Consider the following 22,909-nt stretch of genomic DNA (forward strand, 5'->3'; position numbering starts at 1 on the left):
AAAAGGGCAGCCCAAGTGCGCTGCCCGCAAAACCGGTTATTTGTCATCGCTGAAGAACGTGTCTGCCGCCGCACCAATGATGGCGAGCTTGACGTGTGCGTAGGTCAAGCCACCCTGCAGGTACAGCGTGTATGGTGCACGCAGCGGGCCGTCAGCGGAGAATTCGATGGTCGCACCCTGAACAAAGGAGCCGTCCGCCATGATGACGGGGTCTTCGTAGCCCGCCATGGTTTCGGGAATTGGGGTCACGAATGAGTCGACCGGCGAGTTGTGCTGGATGGCCTTGGCGAATTTCACCATGTCGTCCGCATTACCGAAGTTGACGGTCTGAATCAGGTCGGTGCGTGGTGCGTCCCACTTCGGCGCAACATCCAGGCCGAGCTCTTCAAGCAGGGCCGCCTCGAAGATTGCCCCCTTGATGGCGTTCCCGGTCGTCTGGGCCGCGATGAAGAAGCCCTGGAACATGTCACCGAGCGCGCCGTAAGTTGCCCCTTCAGCGCCACCCAAACCGGGCACGGTGAACCGGTAACTGACCCGTTCGACCAGGTCCTTGCGCCCAACGATGTACCCACCGGTCTTGGCCATGCCACCGCCAGCGTTCTTAAACAAGCTACCAGCCATGAGGTCCGCGCCAACATCGAGAGGCTCGGTTGTTTCGGACAGTTCACCATACGCGTTGTCGACGAAAATCCAGGTGTCCGGCGCCACTTCGCGCACGGCCTTAATCATCTCGGCAATCTTGGCCACCGTGAATGAATCACGGGTGGCGTAACCGCGCGAACGCTGGATGGCCACCACGGTGGTCTTCGGCGTTACGCGCTTCTTGATGGCGTCCAAATCTGCATCCCCGTTTGGCAGCAGGTCAACCCAGTCCACGCCGATGCCGTATTCCTTGGGGCTGCCAATGCCGTCACCGGTAATCCCGAGGACTTCCTGGAGCGTGTCGTACGGCTCGCCGGTGATGTAAACAATCTCATCCCCAGGGCGCACGAGTCCGAGCAGTGCCACCCCGATTGCGTGCGTGCCGGAAATCAGCTGGGGGCGCACCAGGGCGTCCTCGCCGCCAAGGACGTCGGCATAAATGGCCTCGAGCTTGTCGCGACCCTCGTCGTAGTGCCCGTAACCGGTGGAACCGTTCAGGTCACTTTCGGCAACGTTGTGGTCTTGGAATGCCCGCAGTACCTTCGCCTGGTTTTCGAGAATCACATCATCCATCTCTGCTAACTTAGGGGCAATCTTCTTGTCCACCCGGTCAACAGCATCCAGCAATTTAGCGTCGTAACTATCACGCCAACTCATTAATCGTTATCCTCCTCAGTTGTCTCTGGTTCTGGCGCATCAATCAGGCCCTTGAACAGGCCGTAAACGAACTTGGTTGGGTCAAAATCAGCTAAATCATCAATACCTTCGCCCAGACCGACCAGCTTAACCGGAATATGCAACTCGTTGCGCACGGCCAGCACGATGCCCCCCTTACCGGAGCCATCCAGCTTGGTCAGCACCAATCCCGTCATTTCGGTGGTCTGGTTGAATTCCTTGGCCTGGGTCAACGCATTTTGGCCGGTGGTCCCGTCAACGACGAGTAGCACCTCAGCCGGCTGCTCCGGCAACTCACGCTGAATCACCCGCTTAATCTTCGCGAGCTCCTTCATCAAGTTGACCTTGTTCTGCAGCCGGCCGGCCGTGTCCACAATTAGCACGTCGGCGTTTTCCTTCTTGGCGCGAATCACGGCATCGTAAACAACCGCCGCCGGGTCGCCACCTTCAGGGCCCGCAACCACGGGCACACCGTCGCGTTCACCCCATACCTGGAGCTGCTGAATCGCACCGGCACGGAACGTATCCGCCGCGGCCAGGAGCACGGATTTGCCCTCCTTGTGCAGCCGGTTGGCGAGTTTACCAATCGTCGTCGTCTTGCCGGCACCGTTAACGCCAACGAAGAGGAACACGGTCGGGCCCTCAGGTGCAAAGTGCAGGCTGTTGTCCTCATCCTTGCCGGCCTCACCGTAGAGGTCAACCAGCTTCTGCACGATGACGCGCGCCACTTCACTTGCATCCTTCACGTTGCGCAGCTTCACTTCTTCGCGCAGCTCGTCCGTGATTTTAACGGCCGTTTCAAAACCCACGTCGGCGCCAATCAGGGTTTCTTCAAGGTCATCGAAGAAATCCTCATCAACCGTCCGGAAGTTGGCGAACAGCTTGTTCAGCCGGGCACCGAAACTGTCGCGGCTCTTCTCGAGGGCGGCGTCGTACTTTTCGGTCTCGGCGGTCTCGTCCTTGCCCCCGAATGCTTTTTTAATGCGGTCAAAAAATCCCATAATCAGCCTCCATTAGTATAGTGTTGAACGTCTAGCGTCAATTCGATGCTTTTGGTTGCTCATTGACTTTTGCCTCAACGGCCTCATCCAGCGAGACGGCCACCATCCGGGAAACCCCGGATTCCTGCATCGTCACCCCGTAAAGGACGTCCGCGGCCACCATCGTCCCGCGTCTGTGCGTGATGACGATGAACTGGGTCGAGCTGGAGTAGTGCTGCAGGAAGGCGCCGAACCGGTCGACATTGGCCTCATCCAAGCTGGCCTCAACTTCATCCAGGATGGAGAACGGCACCGGCCGCACGCGCAGAATCGCAAACAGCAACGTGATGGCCGTCAGCGCGCGTTCCCCACCGGAAAGCAGGGACAGGCGCACGAGCTTCTTGCCCGGCGGTGACGCGATGATTTCAATCCCCGTGGTGAGCAAGTCATCCGGATTCGTCAGGCGTAATTCCGCGTGCCCGCCCCCGAACATCTGGGGGAAGATCTCCGTGAACGCCTTGGCGGTCGCATCGAAGACTTCCTTGAAGCGCGCCCGCACCTCATCGTCCAGCTCGGACATGGTGCCGAGCAACTGCTCCTTGGCCGCGTTCAGGTCATCCTGCTGCTTCGTGAGGAAGTCGTAACGCTCCTTGACTTCCTTGTACTCGGCCACGGCGTGCGGGTTAACCGGCCCAAGTTCGTCAATCCCGCGCTTCAGCAGCTTGATGCGGCTGCGCAGTTGCGGTTGATCCGGTTCCGGCTGTGGCACTTTGGCCAGTGCCGCTTCAAAACTAATTTCATATTCATCACGCAGCGTATCCAGCCGCGTGGTCAAATTCTGCTTTAACCGGCTCAGCGTGACCTGCTGGGTTTCGGATTCGCTCATCGCATTTTGCAGCTCGGTGTAAGTCGTGGTGGTCTGGGCCGAAATCCGGCTCAGCCGCGTGCGCATGTCAGCCTTGTCCGCCGTGAGCGTGGTCTGCCGCTCCTTGAGTGCGGCGATTTCCTTCTTGAGGCGCGCCAAGGTCTCCTTGCGCTGCTCCCGGTCCTGCTGGGTCAGCTGGGCGGCCTCGTGAATGTCGGCAATTCGGCTTTCCAGTTTGGCGATGTCACTTGTTGCCTGGACCTTGGTGTTTTGCCACTGGTCCTGCTGCGCCAGCGCCGTCTTCCGGTCGTTTTTGGCAACCGCCAGTTCGGCCTGAACCTTGGCTTTTTGTTCCTGCCGCGAGTCGGCGGCGCTATTCACGTCCGCCAGCTGCTGCTTGAGCTTATCGGTTGCCGCTTGCAAGTCGGCAAGTTTAGCCACCAGCTCCTGGCCGCGTTGCTGCAGATTAGACTGCTTCTGTGCCAGGTCAACGGTGCCGGCCGGCATGCTGAGTTCCAGGTTTGCGCGCTGGCGGGCCAGGTTCTGCAGCTGCTCGTCGAGTACGCGGGCATCCCCCTGGCTCGTCTGCAGTGCATTCTTGGCCTCGTCCCGCTTGGTAATCAGCGCAGTCATCTTGGCCTGGGCCGCGCTGTACACGACATTCAGGTCATCAAGGTTTTGTTCCTCGATGGTCAGCTGTTCGCGCATCTGCGTGAGCTTGGTCGCAAGTTGCTGCACTTCCTGGGCTCGGGCTAACGGACTGGACTTGCCCTGCTGCTTGGAACCACCGGACATACTGCCCCCGGCGTTCAAAATATCGCCGTCGAGCGTCACAATCCGGTAGTGGTGGCCGGTCGCGCGGGCAACGTTCACCGCGTTGTCCAGGTTATCGGTCACAATCAGGCTACCGAGCAAATTGCCCATGATGTTGGCTAATTCCGGCTTGAATTGCACCAGATCAACCGCGACCCCCACGAACCCGGCCTGGTTGGCCAGTGTTGCCACAATGTTTTGCGGCAACGTGCGGGGGCGAATCACGGACATCGGCAGGAAGTTGGCCCGCCCGCCACGCCGCTGCTTCAGGTAGCTGATGGCCGCCTTCGCTGCGTTTTCGTCACGGGTCACGATGGACTGCAAACTGCCACCAAGGGCCTGATCCAGTGCTTCTTGGTACTGCACCGGCACCGTCATGAGTTCCGCGACCGCGCCGACCACGCCCGTTAGCTGGCTTTTGGCCTTGAGCACGGTCCGCACCCCGCCGTAGAAGCCAGCGTAATCGTCCGCCATCTCGGCGAGGGTCTTGTGCCGCTCCTCGGTGCGCATGTACTGGCCGCGGTGGTCATTGTACGTCGCCGTGGCCTTCTGCAAATCCTGACTGGCCGCAGTCACGGCCGCGTTTTGCGCAGCAACTTCAGCTTGGGCCGCATCGTATGCACCGCGGGCCGCTTCTTCCGCAGTTTTGCTGGCAGATTGTTTGGCCAGCAACTGGTCTTTTTGCCCATCAAGTTCAGCCAACCGCGATTGGGTGGCACTAAGCTGGGTGGAAGAGAGTTGCTGCTCCTTTTCCAGGGCTGAAAGTTCGTTGCGGTTGTCCGCCTGCGCCTGGAGCGTTTCGATGTAGTCGGCCTGCAGCTGATCAATCTTCGTGTTCAGCTCTTCCGGCGTCACGGCGGCGTTGCCTAATTCCGCCAGCTGGCCAGTGAGGGTCTTAATGCTGCCATCCAGCCCCTTAATCTTGGCCGTGAGCTCAACTAACTTCGCCGCTGCCGCACTGGCATCACTGCGGGCCCGTTCGAGCTGGTCGTTCAAATCGGCTACCGTCGTGTTCGCGTTCTCGGTGCGCTCTGAAGACACGTTTTCCTGCCCGTTGAGTGATTCCTGCTGCGTTGACTTGGCCAGCAGGTCGTCATTGACCTGGTTTAATTCGTCCTCGGTCTTGGCCTGCGTTGCCGTGAGCTCATCCGAATCGGCCTCGAGCTTTGCAATCAGCGCCTTCAGTTCGCCGACGCGCTTCTTGGTGGCCGTTGCCTGAATTTGGGTTGTCTCCTGCTGCTTGCCCATGTCCCGGATCTCAAGGGCCAAAAGCTGCTGGTGGAGCGTCTTGTACTCCTTGGTCTGCTGCTCGTAATCTTGGGCAATGGATGCCTGCTCCGCCAGTGGGTCCATGCGTCCAGACAGCTCGTGGACAATGTCGAACACGCGGGCCAGGTTATCGCTGGTTTCCTGGAGCTGGGCTTCGGCCTTGCCCTTTTGCTGCTTGTACTTGAGCACGCCCGCGGCTTCTTCGAAAATCCCGCGGCGATCTTCCGGTTTGCTGTTGAAAATGGCTTCAACGCGTCCTTGGGAGATGAACGCGAACGACTCGCGACCAAGGCCGCTATCCATGAACATCTCCACCACGTCGCGCAGGCGCACCTGCTGGTTGTTGATCAGGAAGTCACTTTCACCGCTGCGAAACAGGCGCCGCGTAACGGTCACCTCGGCCGGCTGGTTCTTCAGGTAGCCGTCCTCGTTATTGAATGTGAGCGTGACCTCGGCCCGGTTCAGCGCCGGCCGCTGGGCGGTCCCGGCGAAAATCACGTCACCCATCCGTTCGCCACGCAAACTCTTGGCGCTCTGTTCACCGAGTGCCCACCGAATCGCTTCGGTAATATTACTTTTCCCACTACCATTCGGGCCGACAATGCCGGTCAGACCGTGGTCGAATTCAATTGTGGTTTTGTCCGCGAACGACTTGAAGCCGTTCAGCGTCAATGCTTTCAGTTGCATCCGTTAACCTACCTAGCTAATCACACCTAAGCCAACCAGCGCTGCGTGTGCCGCAGCCTGTTCAGCACGCTTCTTACTCTTTCCACTTCCGCTACCAAGCAGCTGGCTGCCGAGGTAAACGTCGACGTTAAACTGCCGCGCGTTCCCGGGCCCCGTGATGCTGACCTGCTCGTAGTGGATATCGGCGTTCCCGTCCTGCTGCAATTCTTCCTGCAGCGCGGTCTTGAAGTCGCTAATACCACGGTACTCACCGGCATCAATGCGGGGGAAGATAATCTGCTGACAGAACTTAATCACGGCCGCGCGCCCCTGATCGAGGTACAGCGCCCCGCAGAAGGCTTCAAACAGGTCTTCAAGCAGCGTGTTGCGTTGCCGGGCCCCGGCCGCTTCTTCACCGTTACCGAGTTTAATGTATTTGTCGAAATGCGCCTCACGCGAGAACGACGAAAAACTCTTCGTCTGCACGATGGCCGCCCGCATCCGCGTTAATTCCCCTTCAGGTAACTGGGGGAACTTGCGGTACAGGTAGTCGGACACAGTCAGCTCGAGGACAGCGTCACCTAAGAATTCTAGACGTTCGTTGTCGCTGATCCCGAGCTCACGGTGTTCGTTGGCGTAACTGGAGTGGGTGAACGCTTCGTCAAGAATGGAAAGGTCCTTGAACTCAATTCCATAGTTCCGGCGCAGTTCACTCACGAATTCTGCTACAACCATCATAAACCTCCTTGGGTTTGGGGCCGGTGAACCATCGAGATTCAGGCGGCCCAGATAAATAATCAATTTGCGCAATCTACATACTTACACATTTTATTATTATACAGGTTTTCAGGGCCAAAAACGAACAAAACAGACATTCGCGGCGGCCCCTCACGTGCGCTGCCCACTTCCGGCACCAAACAAAAAGGACGCCCGCCGAAGCGAACGTCCCTTACTGAATTAATTTTGCAATTATTTGCCTTGGTGTGCAGCAATGTAGTTGACCGCATCGCCCACGGTTTGAATCTTCTCGGCGTCTTCGTCCGGAATTTCGGCGTTAAACGTGTCCTCAAGTTCGAGAACAAATTCCACGATGTCAATCGAATCTGCGTCCAGGTCCTTCTTGAAGTTAAGCTCCCGGGTTACCTGACCTTCTGCTAATTGAAAGTGATCCTGCAGAATCGCAGCAATCTTGTCGAAAATTTCTTGTTCGTTCACGATAATCCTCCTCATATATTCCGAACTGATACTTAGTTTTACCACAATTACGCGGAGAGCAAAAGAAAAATATTGATGAGCGTTATTCTAATGCAATTAGCGTTATTTATTCAACCGTGGTCGCGTTATCAACACCATGCTCATTGAAATAATCAATTACTTTGGCGATTGTCCCGTTTTCGACCATGGCCTGAACCTGCAAAACGGTGTAGTAGACGGTCGTGGCGTCGGCCGAACCGTGCGCCTTGACCACTGGTGACTTCAGCCCCAGCAACACGGCCCCGCCGTAACGGGAGGCATCGAACTTGTCGACAATCCCCTTGATGCTGCCCTTCAGGAGCAACCCGCCCAGCTTGCTCGAAATGCCGCCATTCATGATGGCCGCCTTGATTTCGTGCAGCAGCGTGTGCGACGTGCCTTCGATTGACTTGAGCACCGCATTCCCGGTGAAGCCGTCCGTCACGACAACATCGGCCGCCCCGTCAAGTAGGCTGGATGATTCAACGTTCCCAATGAAATTGAGTCCGGACGCCTTTTGCAGAATCTGGTAGGTCTGCTGGTGCAGCTCGTCGCCCTTGGTCTCTTCGGTCCCGTTGTTGAGCAGGCCCACACGCGGATTCTTAATCCCGCGCACGTCACTGGCGTAGAAGTTCCCCATAACCGCGTACTGGTACAGCTGGTTTGGCCGGTTGTCCGCATTGGCACCGACATCAATCATCACGAACCCGTTATCGGAATTAACGGATGGCAAAGTTGGCATGAGGCCGGGACGATCGACACCACGAATGCGGCCGACGATGAACAGCCCGGCCGCAAGCAGCGCCCCGGTGCTCCCAAGGGACATCAGCGCGTCTGCCTCACCGCTCTTCACGGCATTTGCCGCCAGCACCATGGAGGCTTGCTTCTTGCGCCGCACCGCCTTGACTGGGTGTTCGTTCATCTCGATTTGTTCGGTGGTGTGCACGATGGTGATGCGCTCGTCACTTCTCAGCAGCGGGCGAATCTGCGCCTCATCCCCGTACAAGATAAATTCAAGACCGGACTGTTCGTCACGGGCCCGTTCCACCCCTTCAATTACAACCTTAGGCGCGTTGTCTCCGCCCATTGCGTCAACTGCAATCTTCATGTCTTTCCTCCTGAAAAAATGGTTAGTGCCCGCTGCAAGTGTGCAATGTGCATTAACCGTCAACTTTGCCCGCAACCCGCAATCCGGTGCGCCGCGTGGTAATTAGTTCAGCGTCCCGTTAACCGCGGTGAGGTGCGCGAGTTCCGCCCTGAGTGGCGCGTTTTCTGGTTCGTTAAGTTCGGGATCAACCGTGAAAATCTCACTGGCCGTCCGCTGCGCCGCGTCAAGCACGTTAAAGTCGGTGACTGGGTCGCCAAGCCGAAAGTCGGGCATCCCCGACTGCTTGTTCCCGAAGATATCACCCTGACCACGCAGCTCCAGGTCCTTTTGCGCAACCTTGAAGCCGTCCGTGGTCTCGGTCATGACCTCCATCCGGCTGATACCCTGCTCCGTCTTTGGGTCCGCGACCAGAATGCAGCGAGCGGCCTTGGTCCCCCGGCCGACCCGCCCGCGCAGCTGGTGCAATTGCGCCAGGCCAAACCGGTCGGCATCTAGAATCAGCATCAGCGTTGCGTTGGGCACGTCGACCCCGACTTCGATGACCGTCGTGGACACAAGGACCTTGGTTTCGTTGTCCGCAAACGCGCGCATGATGTCCGCTTTTTCTTCCTGCTTCATTTGGCCGTGCAGCAGTGCGACCGGAATCTGTGCGCCCAGTTGTGCCTGCAGGTCCGCGAACACCGCCTCCGCATTCTGCAAGTCGATTTTCTCGGACTCGGCAATGAGTGGCGTAATGACGAAGCACTGCCCCCCATCAGCCACCGCCGAGCGAATTGCGTCAAGGGCGTGGCCCATCTGGTTCTTGCGCAGCCACTCGGTTTTGACCATGTGGCGACCAGCCGGCAGTTCATCAATCGTGGACACGTCCATTTCCCCGTAAGCCGTAATGGCCAGGGTCCGCGGAATTGGCGTAGCGGTCATGGCCAGCACGTCGGGCTTTAATCCCTTGTCCCGGAGCAAATCACGCTGATTAACCCCGAAGCGGTGCTGCTCGTCAATGATGGCAAGGCCGAGGGCAGAGAAATCAACGTCCTTTTGAATCAGCGCGTGCGTGCCGATGATGATGTCGATGTCGCCCCCGCGCAAATCGGCCAGGATGTTGCGCCGGGCCGCCGCGGTTGCCGAACTCGTCAGCAGTGCCACCCGCACGGGCAGGTTCTTGAACAACTTGGTCAGCTTGGCAAAATGCTGCTCGGCCAAAACTTCGGTCGGCACCATCAGGGCGCACTGGAAGTTCGCGGTCACCGCGGCGTACATGCAAATTGCCGCCACGATGGTCTTCCCACTCCCAACGTCCCCCTGGAGGAGCCGGTTCATGTGCAGTGGGCGACGCATGTCCGCACAAATCTCGTTAACCACGCGCTTTTGGGCGGTGGTTAACTCGAACGGTAAGGTACTGATGAAATCCCGCACCCGCGCGTTGTCAAACGGAATGACAAGCCCGTTTGCCGGCTGGGCCGCGTGGTGCTTCAGCGACTGGAGCCGCGATTCAAACAGGAAGAACTCACGGAAGATGGCACTGCGCCGCGCCGCCGCGGCTTCTTTTGCGGTGTGCGGGAAGTGCATCCATTCAACTAGGGTGCGGTCATCCAGCAGTTTGAACCTAGTGCGGATGGCTGCAGGCACCACATCCTGAATTTCACCCGCATAACGGGCAAAGGCCTCTTTAATGAGGCCCATGAGGAAGGTTTGGTGCACTGATTTATTGAGCGGATAGATGGCAGCAAGCGCCGGACTGTCCGCATCCTGGGTGGCGAGAACGCGCATCCCGGAAAGGCTGCTGCGACTGGCATCCCACTTACCGTAGACCGCAACCTCCTGATCTTCATGGAACTTGTCCTTGAGCCAAGGCTGGTTAAAGAAGGTCACCATCACGATTGCGTGTTGCACGCGCATGCGGATGTTCACCCGCGTCTTGCGCGGCCCAAAGCGACTAACCACGGGCGGCGCAACAACGGTGCCCTTAATCGTGATTTTCTCACCATCAACGGCGGTCTCGAGGTCGCGCTCCTTGAGGTCATCGTAACGGAAGGGAAAGTAAAACAGTACATCCTTCACCGTCACAATGCCAAGCTGGGCAAGCCCCTCGGCCCGTTTTGCACCAACGCCGGGCAGCTCCGTCACCGAATCTGTCAGTGGCATCTCCCCGCCCCCTTTTTATTCGACGGAAACCAGGTATGGGTAAAGTGGCTGACCACCGTCGTGGATTTCAACTTCGATTTCAGGGTACTTGTCTTCAATCGTTGAACCCAGTTGCTCTGCTTCTTCCTCGGAACCATCAGCCCCGACAATCAGCGTTACGATTTCGGAATCTTCGTCGATCATCGCGTCAATCATTGCGGTGGTGGCACTCAAACGGTCGCTCGTGGCCACCTTGATGTCACCATCAATGATGCCAATCCAGTCGCCGTCGTGGATTTCCAGACCGCCGATGGTACTATTCCGGATGGACTGGGTAACCTGCCCGGACACAACGTTGGCGAGCGCAGCCGTCATTTCGGATGCGTTCTCCGTCAGACTCCGTTCAGGGTTGTAGGACAGCAAGCTGGTCATCCCCTGGTTGATTGTCCGGCTCTTCACGATGGCAACGTTCACTGGTGCTTCCTTGGCCGCTTCGTCTGCAGCCATGAAGATGTTGGAGTTGTTCGGCAGCACAATCACGTTCTTGGCGTGTGCCTTCGTGATTGCATCCAAAATGTCGTTGGTGCTTGGGTTCATGGTCTGACCACCACTCAGCACGTAGGTGACACCGAGGCTCTTGAAGAGTTCGGCAACACCCTTACCACTGGCAATGGCCACAACGCCGAATTCTTCCAGCGGCTTAGCCTTTTCCTCTTCTTCGGCACGTTCGATGATGCTTTCGTGCTGGAGGCGCATGTTGTCAATCTTGATCTTGTCGAGACTACCAAACTGCTGACCGTAACGGAAGACCGTTCCTGGGTGCTCCGTGTGCACGTGCACCTTAACCACTTCTTCATCAGCGATAACAAGGAGCGAATCCCCGAACTGACTGAGGTAGTTGCGGAAGGCATCGTAGTCGAACGTCTTGGTTGCACCGTTCTTGCCGAGGCCAACCATCATTTCGGTACAGTAACCGTACACGATATCGTCAGGGTTCAGTTGCGTCTGGGCACCCTGCTGGTGGTTGGCGTTCACGATTTCATCCATCTCGTTGTCGTCGGGTACGAATGCCTCTTCGGTGTTCTCACCGGACAGACCGTCGAAGAATCCTTCGTAAATGAAAACAAGGCCCTGGCCACCGGAGTCGACCACGCCGACTTCCTTCAGTACTGGCAGCAAGTCTGGTGTCTTCGCGAGAGCCTTCTTGGCCGCCTTCACCGTTGCTTCAAGCACTTCGACAGCGTCATCAGTGCCGGCAGCCTTCTTCATCGCGGCCTTGGCAGCTTCACGCGCCACGGTCAAGATGGTCCCCTCAACGGGCTTCATCACGGCACTGTAAGCCGTCTCCACACCGTGGGCAAGGGCATCAGCCAAATCCTGCGCGGTTAAACTAGACTTCTTTTCAACGTTTTTCGCGAATCCGCGGAACAGTTGGGAACTGATAACACCAGAGTTCCCGCGCGCACCCATGAGCAGTCCCTTACCGAGCTTCTGGGCCAATTCCCCAACGCTCTGGGCGTCACTTTCAAGCACCGCCTTCGCCCCGCTTTGGAACGTGAGGTTCATGTTGGTCCCAGTGTCACCATCGGGCACGGGGAAAACGTTAAGTGAGTTGACAAACTCGGCATTCTTATTAATGCGGTGCGCCGCTGTCCGGATCATATTCTGGAATTCGGTAGCGGTAATTTCCGTAACTTTCAAAAAAATTGACCTCCTAAACCAAGCCTTCGGGATTAATCCCCGATGACCCGTACGCCCTGCACAATAACGGTCACAGCATTTGCCGTGAGTCCGAGCATCGTCTCAAGGTTATACTTCACCTTCGCCTGAACATTGCGGCACACCTCAGAAATCTTGGTGCCATAGCCAACAATAATGTTAACTTCGATGTTCACACCGTTATCTTCCTGCCGGACCACAACTCCGCGTGAGTAGTTCTCACGGTTCAAGATGTCGTTCATGTTGTCCCGAATCTGGTTCTTGCTGGCCATACCAACAATCCCATAAATATCCGTCGCCGCACCACCGACAACTGTTGCAATAACCGAGTTATCGATATCAATGGTGCCGAACTTGGTTTTAATTTTGACCGCCATGATGTCCCTCCTTATATCACCGGGTACGCGTCCGTACCGTTGTGTATACACTATATCCCAACTATTTTACCATAATGCACCGCATTACAACACGCTGTCGTGTAACACATGGCCGCGCGCGGGTGATTCTAACGCCGCAACCAGACACTTAATTGCAAATGGCCACCAGCGAATAAAAAAGAAGAGGCGAGTTAGCGTGCTGGCTATGCCAGGTTGCTATCTCACCTCTACTACATCTGCGCTTAGACGCGCGTAACCTTACCTGACTTAAGTGCACGAGCGGAAACCCACACGCGCTTTGGCTTACCATCAACCAAGATACGCACCTTCTGAAGGTTGGCCTTCCAAGTGCGACGAGAACTGTTCAAAGCGTGGGAACGCTTGTTGCCGAACGTTGTGTGCCGGCCTGTAATAACGTCAACTGCCATCAGTTTGACCTCCTTGCTGTTTCAAGGTACCCCTCGAATTAATTCACTTGACCAATTTATCACACGGCGGAACGCTTTGCAAGCATAATGCAAAGTAAAAACCCTTGACACCCACAAATAACTGTCAAACTTACTTAATTTGTTGGCCCTTGCCGCTAATTTTGCGGGAACCGGCCTAATTAAAGGTCTTTTGGCCGCGGCGATCCCGGCTGTAAATCAGTGCCAGTGTTCCCTTTACCACCGTAATATCAATCGGCGTTGCGCCCACGAATTCGTTGGACGCCCAGCTAAACGGTGCCGAACTGCTCCATCTTGTCAGCGGGTACTTGGCGCCGCGGATGGTCAAATCCACCACCGGCGTCAGGCACACCACCCCGAAGTAGCGGTAATCGCTGCGGGGCGCAAAGCACTTTTGCCCATCGGTTAGGTATTCCAACCGGTTACCCGCATCGAGAATCACCAGGTGGTCCGTCAAAAACGCGAGATCTTCGGCCAGCGGCAGGTACAGGTTGGCCAGTTCGTGATCCAGCCGGCCGCCCGTCGCGCCGAACAAATTAACGGCGTCGACGTCCCCCATCGCCTGCGTTTTCAGCAGGGCCAACTGGGTGTCCGTGAAATCTTTTTCGGGTGGAAAGCGCCGGTGCTGCGGCACGCTTGTTGCCACTTCATCGAACTCACTGTCCGTCAGCGAATCGTAATCACCAACCGAAAATATCGGGGTGATGTCCGACTGAAGCAGGCGCAAAGTGCCGCGGTCGATGCCCGCCCAGCTGCCGGGAGTTTGCTGCCAATCTGCGGGCAGGTTATCCGTGGGGCCCCCCGCCATCAGGTTGAGCGTGGTCATCGAATCAATTCCTTCAGGTGGGCCAAGTTCGCCGCGGCATCCCCGCCATCGTAAACGGCGGATCCAGCCACAGCCACGTCAGCACCGTAACGCGCAACGGCGGCAATGCGGTCCTCGTTAACCCCACCGTCGACTTCAATCTCAAAGTTTAATTCGGGGTTGCGGTCGCGGATGGTGACGAGTTCGTCAATCTTCGCCAGGTTTTCGGGAATGAAGTGCTGCCCGGAAAAGCCGGGGTCAACGGTCATGACCAGTACCTGCTGGACGATTGGGAGCACCATGTCGATGGCGGAAACTGGCGTGCCGGGGTTAATCACGACCCCGGATTTTGCGGTGCTCTGATTAATCAAGCTGAGCGCGCGGTGAATGTGCGGCGTTGATTCAACGTGGACCATGATGATGTCCGCCCCGGCCGCCGCGAATGGTTCAACCCATTTTTCCGGATTTTGGACCATTAGGTGGACTTCAAGCGGCAAGTCGGTCACCTTCCGCAGAACCTCCACAATCTGGGGGCCAAAGCTCAGGTTCGGCACAAATCGCCCATCCATGACGTCAATATGAATCCGGCCCGCGCCCGCCTTATCGACAACGCGAACCGCCTCCGCTAAGTTACCAAAATCAGCACTGAGAATTGATGGTGCAATTTGCATAATAGTTTCCTCCCAACAAACATGACTAACTAGCGGCCAGCCATGTTCCCCCGTGCGGATCTTGGTGCACGGAGCTTATTTTTTATTGTACACGGGCCGCTGATTTTTCAGCTCAGCCCGGAATTGCAGGTAATTATCGTAGCGACTTTCCATGATGTCCCCCGCCGCGAGTGCAGCCCGAACGGCGCAGTGTGGTTCACTGATGTGCTCACAGCCGCGGAACTTGCAGCCGGACGCCAGAGCAACGAACTCAGGGAACCGGTGGCGCAAATCATCGAGGGTGACATCGAGCAGGCCAAGTGAGGAGAATCCGGGTGTGTCCACAATCAGACCATCGTAGGCCCGGTAGAGCGACGTCGCGCGGGTTGTGTGCTTCCCGCGCCCGAGGCTCTTGGATATTTCGCCAGTGGCCAGCTCGAGCCCCGGAACCAGGTGGTTAATCAGCGTGGACTTCCCCGCCCCGGTTTGGCCCGTGAAGATGGTCAGCTTGTCCGCAAATCCGGCCTTGAGCGCGTTTAGTGTGCTCTTGGCAAACGCGGCGCGCGGTGCATGCACTTCATAACCAATATCAGCATACCCGTCCAGAACAACGGCCAAATGCTTGTAGTCCTCGTCATTCAGCAAATCGGTCTTGGTGATGTAGATTAGTGGTTCAATGTGCTTACCTTCCAGATAAACCAGGAACCGGTCCAGCAGGTTGGTGCTAAACGTTGGTTCCACCGCCGCCGTCACCAGAATCGCCTGGTCAATGTTAGCCACCGGTGGCCGGACGAGTGAATTCATCCGTGGCTTAATCTTGGTCAGGTAACCGAGTTCTCCTTGGTCATCTGCTGGGGTAAATTCGACCCAGTCACCGACGAGCGGTGATTGCTTCTTGTTGCGCATATTTCCGGCGGCGCGGGTGCGAATTACCTGTTCGCCAACCGCGACGTCATAATAGCCGCTGATCTGTTTTACAATACGACCTTCCATTCTTACCTCTTATTCTTTTGGCGGATAGACAAAGGCGGCCCGCAACTCGGGCCGCCTCATCATGTATACGTTAATTACCCATGGGCCTAGTTTATGCCGACTGGCTAAATGTTGCAAGCCCTTTCCAATTGGGTGGGTTAATTCATCAACTAACTGTTAGTTATTTCCAGATGATGCATTGGAAGCCGATGACGACGTAGCTGGCGTTTGGGTGCTACTGCTAGAACTAGCGCTGGACGAGCTAGTTTTTGGTGCATCCGGCTTTGCTGGTTTCTGCGTGCTTTCGCTGCTGGAACTGCTGCTTTCTGACGGCTTTTGTTCCTCGCTGGACGAGGTGCTCTCGTCCACCTTGGGACTAGGCGTAGAACTAGATGCCGACGAAACACCTTCGCCCGTATCCCGCTCGCTGACCTTCGCCACGGTCAAGATGATGGTGGTCTTCTTCGGATTAACCTTTGTGCCCGCGACCGGGGTCTGTGACAGGATTTCGCCGCTGAATGCATCTAATTTCTGCACCGGCCGCTTTTTCACCTTGAATCCTTTTTCGCGCAGACTAGCCGCGACGTCCGCGTACACCTGACCTTCATAGTCCTCAATGGTGAACTTCTTGATGCCCTTGCTGACAACCAGGTCAACGGCCGAATCCTTCTTCACGCTGAGACCAACTTGTGGGTTGGTGCGCATGACATCATTTTTCTTGTACTTGGTCGAGTAACTCTTGGTGATTTTACCCACCTTCAAGTTCTTCGACTCCAGCGTTGCTGTTGCCTGGGCCTGTGTTTGGCCCACAACGTTCGGCACGTTCACATCACCGTTCGGCCAAATCATCGCCAGGACAACGGCGCCGATAATCACCACCGCGGCCAGAATCAGCCCGTAAGTGTACCGCTTGCGCCAGCGCCGCTTCTTCTTTGGCTTCGGCTTCGTGGTGCGCTCTTCGGTGTCCGCCTCCGCTTCATCATCAATCTTGACCGCCCCGTTATGCAGCGCGGCGACGGCAACCGGCGTGATTACCTTGGTGGCGTCCATGTCGACCCCGGCATCCGGCACAAAGCGCGGCTCATTTGCGCGCGCTTCATCCAGCGATGTCGCCAAATCGGCACTCATCGCGCTGGCACTGGTGTAGCGCTGGCTTGGTTCTTTCGCCGTCGCCTTGAGCACCACGTTCTCCAGCGCCTGGGGAATCCGCGGGTCGAAGTCACGGACCGACGGAATCTCCTGCTGAAAGTGCTTGAGCGCAATCGACACCGCCGATTCACCCTCGAACGGCACCGACCCGGTCAGCATTTCGTACAGAATAATCCCGAGGGCGTAAATATCGCTCTGGCGGGTTGGCATGCTGCCGCGGGCCTGTTCGGGCGAGAGGTAGTGCACGGAGCCCAGTAGCGAATTGGTCTGCGTCATTGAGTTCTCGGACAACGCGACGGCAATCCCGAAATCGGTAATCTTGGCCGTCCCGTTTTCGTCCACCAAAATATTCTGGGGCTTGAGGTCCCGGTGAATGATGTGGTGGTCGTGCGCGGTTTGGACCGCACTCAAAATCTGCGTCATCAGGGCGATGACCCGCGCGTACGGAATTGGGAAGTTCAGCGCGATGTACTTCTTGAGGTCGGTCCCTTTGACGTACTCCATGACCAGGTACTGCTGGCCCTGACTTTCCCCGACGTCATAAATGTTAACGATGTTCGGGTGTGACAGTTCAAGGGTCGCCATGGCTTCCCGGCGAAAACGGCGCAGGGTGTCCGGGTCATTCTGCAGGTCAAGGCGTAACACCTTGACCGCCACGTCCCGGTCCAAAATCAGGTCGTGGGCGAGGTAAACGTTGGCCATCCCGCCTTCGCCCAGGGTCTGGGTGAGTTGATAACGTTCGTCTAGTATTGATCCTGGCTCAATCATTATCGTCATCCTCCCCGTTTGCGTTGACTAGTAGTGCCGTGACGTTGTCGGGCGCACCCGCGTCGTTGGCCTTTTGAATCAGGACCTGGGCCTTAATGCCAAGTTCCTCATTGCTGGCCAAAACATCCGCAATGGCGGCATCGGGCACGGTCTTGGTCAGACCATCCGAGCACAGTAGCAGCATGTCACCCTTCATCATGTCGTAAATATTCACGTCGGCATCAACATCCGGCGCCACCCCGAGCGAGCGGGTAATGACGTTCTTGCGCGGGAAGTTTTCGGCCTCTTCTGGCGTCAATTCACCGCTGCGCACCAGTTCGTTGACCAGACTGTGATCCTCGGTGATTTGGACCAGGTGGTTGTGCCGGTATAGATAAGCGCGCGAGTCACCAATGTTGGCCACAACAAACCGGTTGGCCAGGATGAGCACCGCCACAATGGTGGTCCCCATTCCCGTCAAGTCCGAAAACTGTTGCCCGCGCGCCAAAATCAGGTCGTTTTCCTTTTGCAATTCAAAAATCAGCCACTTGGCCGCAATTGCAATGTCGGTCGCTGCGGTCTTCTCAAACGCATAACCGATGTGGGAAACCGCCATTTCGCTAGCGACGTCGCCACCTTGATGACCGCCCATGCCGTCAGCCACGATGGCGAGCGTTGCGCCGACCTCGTTTTTGAACAAGCCAACATAATCCTGATTATCCGCACGTTTTTGGCCTACATCTGTCCGATAGGCAAATTCCATAATAACCTCCGTGAACGTTACCGCGTCCGCACCAAACTGGCGATGAAGAACCCGTCAGTGCCGTAATCGCTTGGCAATAGCTGCAAGCCGGCCGCTGCGTGATTCTTACGCAGATGCTTGTCGGTAAATACTTCCTCTTGGTGATATTCGGGGTGGCGCTGCAAGAATGCCGCAACCACATCCACGTTCTCTTCCTTAGCAATTGTGCAGGTGCTGTAGGTGAGCCGACCGCCAATTTTCGTGACTGGTGCGAGCGCATCCAGTAATTCGCCCTGCACGCGGGTGAGGTTGTCGACGTCCGTTTGCGTCTTCTCGTACTTGATTTCTGGTTTCCGGCGCATCAGCCCGAGTCCTGAGCATGGTGCATCAACTAGGACCTGGTCGAAGCTTTCGGCACCGAACGTCTTGAGGGCCTTGCGTGCGTCAAGTGCCTGCGCGTGCACGCGGTCGGCCAGCTGCAAGCGCTCGGCGTTTTCCTCAATCAACTTCACCTTGTGTGGGTGCAAATCAAGTGCGACCACCTGTCCGCCCTGCTTCGGGTCTAGGTACTGGGCGATGTGGGTCGTCTTCCCGCCAGGTGCGGCGCATGCGTCCAGCACTTTTTGATTCGGCTTGATCTGCATGCTTGGTGCCACCAGCTGACTGCTTTCATCCTGAACGGTGTAATAGCCGGCACCAAATTCAGGGGTGAGTGCCAAATGGCCACTGTCGGCGGTGAGCCCTACTGGCGAAATTGCGCTCGGGGTCAGTTCAAACTGCTCACCGAGGCGGAAGGTCAGGTCGTCGGCGTCCGTAATCGTGGTGTTGAGGCGAATGGCCGCGCGTGGTGCGTGGTTAATGTCCTCCAGCACCGCCTTAGCCTCGTCCATGCCGTACTGGTCGATGAGCTTGCTAACAATCCATTCGGGCGTGCTGCTGCCAATCGACAGCCGCTCAATGTCGTCCTTAATCTGACCCAGGTCGGGTACGCCTTCCCGGTCGATGCGCCGCAGAATCGCGGTTACAAACTTGGCAATCCCAACGTGACCCAGCTTCTTGGCGATTTCCGTGCTGTCAAAGAAGATGGCGCGGTTAGGAACCTTGTCCAGGTAAAACATCTGGTAAATGGCCGTCCGGAGCAAAACCGTGACCCAGTCATCCAGTTTGCGGCTGCCCACGAATTGCTTCAGGTAGTAGTCAAGCGTCAACTGGTGCTGAATGACCCCGTAGACAATGTTAGTGAGCAGACCGGCATCCCGGGAGTCCAGCTTGGCCTTGCGGATGGTCGCATCCAGGGTCAGGTTGGAGTAGCTCCCCTTACTGACCCGAGTCAAAACGTTAACGGCGAGCAGACGCGCGTTATTTTTATCCATTAATCAATCACCTTCGTGTTGACCTCAAGCTTGCGCCCCAGGCCGTTCATGTATGCAGTTACTGTTTGCTTGGCCTTACCAGCCGGCTGCAGCTCATCGATGCTCAGCACAGTCTTGTTGCCGGCAGCCAGCACCAGTTCGTGCTTCCCGGACCGCAGGAGTGTTCCCGCTTCTGCAGTGGTCGTTTCGTCAAGCGGCGTTACGGCCCACAACTTGGTCCGCTGCCCGCCTAACTGCACCCAACCACCAACTGCGGGGCGCAGACCGCGCACCCACTGGTCAATTTCCTTGGCGGTAAGGGTGAAGTCGAGGTGCTCTTGATCCTTGCTGATGGTTGGGGAGAAGGTCACCTGGTCTTCCGGCTGCGGCGTGCGCGTTGCTGTGCCGTCGATAATGTGCGGCAACGTTGCAAGAAGCAGGTCGCGCCCAACCGGACTCAGCCGTTCGAACACGGTGCCCGCATCATCAGCGCGGCTCAGCGGGATGCTAGCCTGGGCGAACATGTCACCGGCGTCCATCTTCTTAACCATTTCGATAATGGTAACCCCAGCTTCGGTATCACCGTTGATGATAGCGTACTGAATCGGCGCACCACCGCGATACTTCGGCAGCAGACTACCATGGACGTTAACGGCGGCAATCTTGACGGAATTAAGGAACTTGGTCGGCAAGAACTGCCCGTAAGCCGCAGTGACAATTAGATCCGCGTTCAGCGCGATGGCTTCTGCAAGCTCCGGGGACCCGGAGAGCTTTTCTGGCTGCAGCACCTTAATGCCGTGGCGCACCGCCGCCTGTTTAACCGGCGACTGCTGCAGAACCTGTTTGCGCCCAACCGGACGGTCCGGCTGGGTAATCACTAACTGCACATCGTAATTCGCCCCGACCAGGCCATCAAGCACCGGCACGGCAAATTCTGGGGTACCCATAAAAATAACTGAGGTCAAATATTTCACTCCTAAATTTTTAACTGTCCAGCTGGCGGCTGCGTTGCTGGCGCATCGACCGCACCTGGACCTAACTAATCTCTATCTAAACGAAGGACAACGGTTCCCGGTCAAAGGCAATCTGGAACCCGTTGCGGCTACTCTTCTGCGTGGTTTGCAGCATCTCTTGCAGCGTTGCGGTCAGATTTGGTTCGCGCTTGTACTTCACCACAATCTGGTAGTAATACCGGCGCTTAAGCCGCGCAATCGCCCCGCGCGTCGGACCTAGGATTACGGCCTGCTTGCTGAGTTTTGCCTGCAACATGTCGGCGAGCCGAAACGCTGCCTTTGCTGCCTGGTCCTCATCTTCGTGGCTAACGGTCAGCCGGAAAGTGAAGTAGTACGGCGGGTAACCACCGGAATGCCGCATGTGCATTTCGTAGGCGAAGAACCGCTCGTAGTCTTGGTGTTTAGCCAGCTGAATGGCGTAGTGATCGGGGTTATAGGTCTGAATGAAGACCTCCCCCGCCTTATCCGCACGCCCAGCCCGGCCGCTAACCTGGGTCAGCAACTGGAACGTCCGCTCACTGGCCCGAAAGTCGGGCAGACCGAGGGCGGTGTCGGCGTTAATCACCCCAACAAGGGTAACGTCGGGAAAATCAAGCCCCTTTGCAATCATCTGCGTGCCAAGCAAGATGTCGGCCTCGTGGTTGCCAAAGGTTTTGAGGATGCGGCCATGCGCGCCCTTGCGCCTCGTGGTGTCCACGTCCATCCGCAGAACCCGGGCTTTTGGAATCAGCGTGTGCAGCGTCTGCTCGACCTTTTCCGTCCCGGTCCCAAAGTAACGAATCTTGCGGGAATGGCAACTAGGACACTCGCGCGGCACTGGTTCTTCATGACCACAATAATGACACCTGAGTGTGTGCGTATCAAGGTGGAGCGTGAGGGAAATGTCACAGTTTGGGCACTTGGCCACGTAGCCGCATTCCCGGCACATGACAAATGACGAAAAACCGCGGCGGTTGAGCATCAAGACACTCTGTTCGTGACGCTCCAGCCGCTTCTTCAGTGCATCCAGCAAGTCAACGGAAAAATCACCGGATTGATCATCCAGCTCCGCTTCCCGCATGTCAACAATGTGCACCGGCGGCATCGGCTGATTATTAGCGCGTTCCGGCATGCGCAGACCGACGTACACGCCCTTTTCCGCCCGCGCCCGTGACTCCAGGCTCGGGGTCGCCGAACCGAGAACGACGGGGGCGTTATGGTATTTAGCCCGCCACAACAGGACGTCGCGCGCGTGGTAGCGCGGACTGTCCTCCTGCTTGTACGAGGCCTCATGCTCCTCGTCCATGATGAGCACCCCAATGTTGCGCAGTGGCGCAAACGCGGCACTGCGCGCGCCAACGACCACCTGGGCCTCACCGCGCGCGATTCGCCGCCATTCGTCGAACTTCTCCCCGTTACCAAGACCGGAATGCAAAACGGCAACCTTGCTGCCAAAGCGGCCCTTAACGTTCGCCACCATCTGTGGGGTCAGGCCAATTTCCGGCACGAGCATGAGCGCGGTCCGCCCAATTTTCAGGGCTTCGGCAATCAGCTGCAGGTAGACCTCCGTCTTCCCGGACCCAGTGACCCCTTCAAGCAGGAACGTTTTATCTTCCTTACCGTCAATCGAGCTGGTGACAGCATCATAGGCTTGCACCTGCTGTGGGGTGAGCGTTAACGGCTGCGTCCGCTCCAAATCGTCCAAGCTCGCATACGGCGTGCGGTATATCTCGCGTTGCTGCAGGCTGAGCCAGCCGAGCTGAACGGCCTTATTAATCGTTGTCCGGTCAATCTCGAGCTGCTTTTCCAGCTGCGTGACGCGGATACCTTCTTCGGGAATTGTCCCCTGACTGAGCGCTTGCAGCAGGTGCAACTGGCGCAGCGCGTTTTTGCGCACGTGTGCCTGTGCGTCCGCATACGCGGGTTGATCGAGAATCGGCGTGACAAAGTCCACCATTTGGGCCCGGCCCTTGTCGACCACCGTCTGCTTTTTGTTCAGCATCTTGGTCTCGGTTCGCAGCGCGCTGGGCAACATGGTCTGGATACAGGTTATCCAAAACGCATAACTATCATCAGCGAGCCAGCGGGACAGCTCGAGCATCTCCTGATTGAGGACTGGCTTCTTGTCGAGCACCGACTCAATTGTCTTGAGCTCACCCGCAAAATCGGCGCTTTCCTGCAGGCCAACGACCATGCCCATTACGCGCCGGCTGCCGTTACCAAAATTAACGACAACACGCTTACCGGGAACAACCTGGTCAACTAGTTCGGCGGGAACCGCATAATCATACGGCTGGTTCGTCTGCATCGTGGGAACATCCACGACTACTTTAGCCACTACTGCCACTTAATGCGCCTCCCTTTGCTAAAAAACCCTAGATTAATTATAACAGCAAACGTCAGCAATGTCTGAACCTATCGCCAAAATGCACGGTGGCAGTCCGGTGACGGTGTCCGGCAGTGTCAGCTCTTGGTGTAGGTAACCAGTAGGAGGGAGGCTCCGCGTTGCGGGGTTTGGCCTCCGGGTCCGGGCTGGGCCTCGGGTGTGCTTCGCCGTGGACGCTGTGGCGGTCGTCTGGAGCCGGA

At 57.0% G+C, this 22,909-nt stretch carries 18 protein-coding genes; all 18 read right to left on the reverse strand.

What is annotated here, in order from left to right:
* Positions 1-36 precede the first annotated feature (36 nt).
* Complete coding sequence (locus EKN00_RS02475; protein ID WP_127848563.1) at positions 37-1,299, reverse strand: methionine gamma-lyase family protein; 1,263 nt, start codon at positions 1,297-1,299, stop codon at positions 37-39.
* Entirely contained in the window at positions 1,299-2,318 is a 1,020-nt protein-coding gene (gene ftsY / locus EKN00_RS02480; protein WP_127848564.1) for a signal recognition particle-docking protein FtsY, read from the reverse strand. The genes EKN00_RS02475 and ftsY overlap by 1 nt, the downstream gene beginning before the upstream one ends.
* 37 nt (positions 2,319-2,355) lie before the next feature.
* A complete protein-coding gene (gene smc, locus EKN00_RS02485; RefSeq protein ID WP_127848565.1) occupies positions 2,356-5,931 on the reverse strand; it encodes a chromosome segregation protein SMC in 3,576 nt (1,191 codons plus the stop codon).
* A 12-nt stretch (positions 5,932-5,943) separates the two neighbouring features.
* Positions 5,944-6,645: a ribonuclease III gene (gene rnc, locus EKN00_RS02490; RefSeq protein ID WP_127848584.1), complete on the reverse strand. Its 702-nt coding sequence runs from the start codon at positions 6,643-6,645 to the stop codon at positions 5,944-5,946.
* A gap of 234 nt (positions 6,646-6,879) precedes the next feature.
* Complete coding sequence (gene acpP / locus EKN00_RS02495) at positions 6,880-7,125, reverse strand: acyl carrier protein (protein ID WP_164847995.1); 246 nt, start codon at positions 7,123-7,125, stop codon at positions 6,880-6,882.
* A 106-nt stretch (positions 7,126-7,231) separates the two neighbouring features.
* Positions 7,232-8,251 (reverse strand): phosphate acyltransferase PlsX, encoded by a 1,020-nt coding sequence (plsX, locus tag EKN00_RS02500; protein ID WP_127848567.1) that lies wholly within the window; start codon positions 8,249-8,251, stop codon positions 7,232-7,234.
* Positions 8,252-8,353: 102 nt separating this feature from the next.
* Positions 8,354-10,393, reverse strand: coding sequence for an ATP-dependent DNA helicase RecG (gene recG, locus EKN00_RS02505; RefSeq protein ID WP_127848568.1), 2,040 nt, complete (start codon positions 10,391-10,393; stop codon positions 8,354-8,356).
* Between the two features lie 15 nt (positions 10,394-10,408).
* Positions 10,409-12,073, reverse strand: a complete 1,665-nt coding sequence (locus EKN00_RS02510) for a DAK2 domain-containing protein (protein WP_127848569.1) — start codon at positions 12,071-12,073, stop codon at positions 10,409-10,411.
* Between the two features lie 32 nt (positions 12,074-12,105).
* A complete protein-coding gene (locus EKN00_RS02515) occupies positions 12,106-12,468 on the reverse strand; it encodes an Asp23/Gls24 family envelope stress response protein (RefSeq protein ID WP_127848570.1) in 363 nt (120 codons plus the stop codon).
* A gap of 242 nt (positions 12,469-12,710) precedes the next feature.
* Positions 12,711-12,896: a 50S ribosomal protein L28 gene (gene rpmB / locus EKN00_RS02520; RefSeq protein ID WP_054677482.1), complete on the reverse strand. Its 186-nt coding sequence runs from the start codon at positions 12,894-12,896 to the stop codon at positions 12,711-12,713.
* Between the two features lie 175 nt (positions 12,897-13,071).
* Entirely contained in the window at positions 13,072-13,740 is a 669-nt protein-coding gene (locus EKN00_RS02525; RefSeq protein WP_127848571.1) for a thiamine diphosphokinase, read from the reverse strand.
* Positions 13,737-14,390, reverse strand: coding sequence for a ribulose-phosphate 3-epimerase (rpe, locus tag EKN00_RS02530; RefSeq protein ID WP_127848572.1), 654 nt, complete (start codon positions 14,388-14,390; stop codon positions 13,737-13,739). The genes EKN00_RS02525 and rpe overlap by 4 nt, the downstream gene beginning before the upstream one ends.
* Before the next feature lie 75 nt (positions 14,391-14,465).
* A complete protein-coding gene (gene rsgA, locus EKN00_RS02535; RefSeq protein WP_127848573.1) occupies positions 14,466-15,362 on the reverse strand; it encodes a ribosome small subunit-dependent GTPase A in 897 nt (298 codons plus the stop codon).
* A gap of 156 nt (positions 15,363-15,518) precedes the next feature.
* Positions 15,519-17,258: a Stk1 family PASTA domain-containing Ser/Thr kinase gene (gene pknB / locus EKN00_RS02540; RefSeq protein WP_127848574.1), complete on the reverse strand. Its 1,740-nt coding sequence runs from the start codon at positions 17,256-17,258 to the stop codon at positions 15,519-15,521.
* Complete coding sequence (locus EKN00_RS02545; RefSeq protein WP_127848575.1) at positions 17,251-18,000, reverse strand: Stp1/IreP family PP2C-type Ser/Thr phosphatase; 750 nt, start codon at positions 17,998-18,000, stop codon at positions 17,251-17,253. The genes pknB and EKN00_RS02545 overlap by 8 nt, the downstream gene beginning before the upstream one ends.
* 17 nt (positions 18,001-18,017) lie before the next feature.
* A complete protein-coding gene (gene rsmB, locus EKN00_RS02550) occupies positions 18,018-19,352 on the reverse strand; it encodes a 16S rRNA (cytosine(967)-C(5))-methyltransferase RsmB (protein WP_127848576.1) in 1,335 nt (444 codons plus the stop codon).
* On the reverse strand, positions 19,352-20,296 hold the full coding sequence (gene fmt / locus EKN00_RS02555; protein ID WP_127848577.1) for a methionyl-tRNA formyltransferase: 945 nt from the start codon (positions 20,294-20,296) through the stop codon (positions 19,352-19,354). The genes rsmB and fmt overlap by 1 nt, the downstream gene beginning before the upstream one ends.
* A gap of 85 nt (positions 20,297-20,381) precedes the next feature.
* On the reverse strand, positions 20,382-22,670 hold the full coding sequence (gene priA, locus EKN00_RS02560) for a primosomal protein N' (RefSeq protein WP_127848578.1): 2,289 nt from the start codon (positions 22,668-22,670) through the stop codon (positions 20,382-20,384).
* Positions 22,671-22,909 lie beyond the last annotated feature (239 nt).

Origin of the sequence: Lacticaseibacillus hulanensis (assembly GCF_004010095.1) — a bacterium.
GTDB classification, from domain to species: domain Bacteria; phylum Bacillota; class Bacilli; order Lactobacillales; family Lactobacillaceae; genus Lacticaseibacillus; species Lacticaseibacillus hulanensis.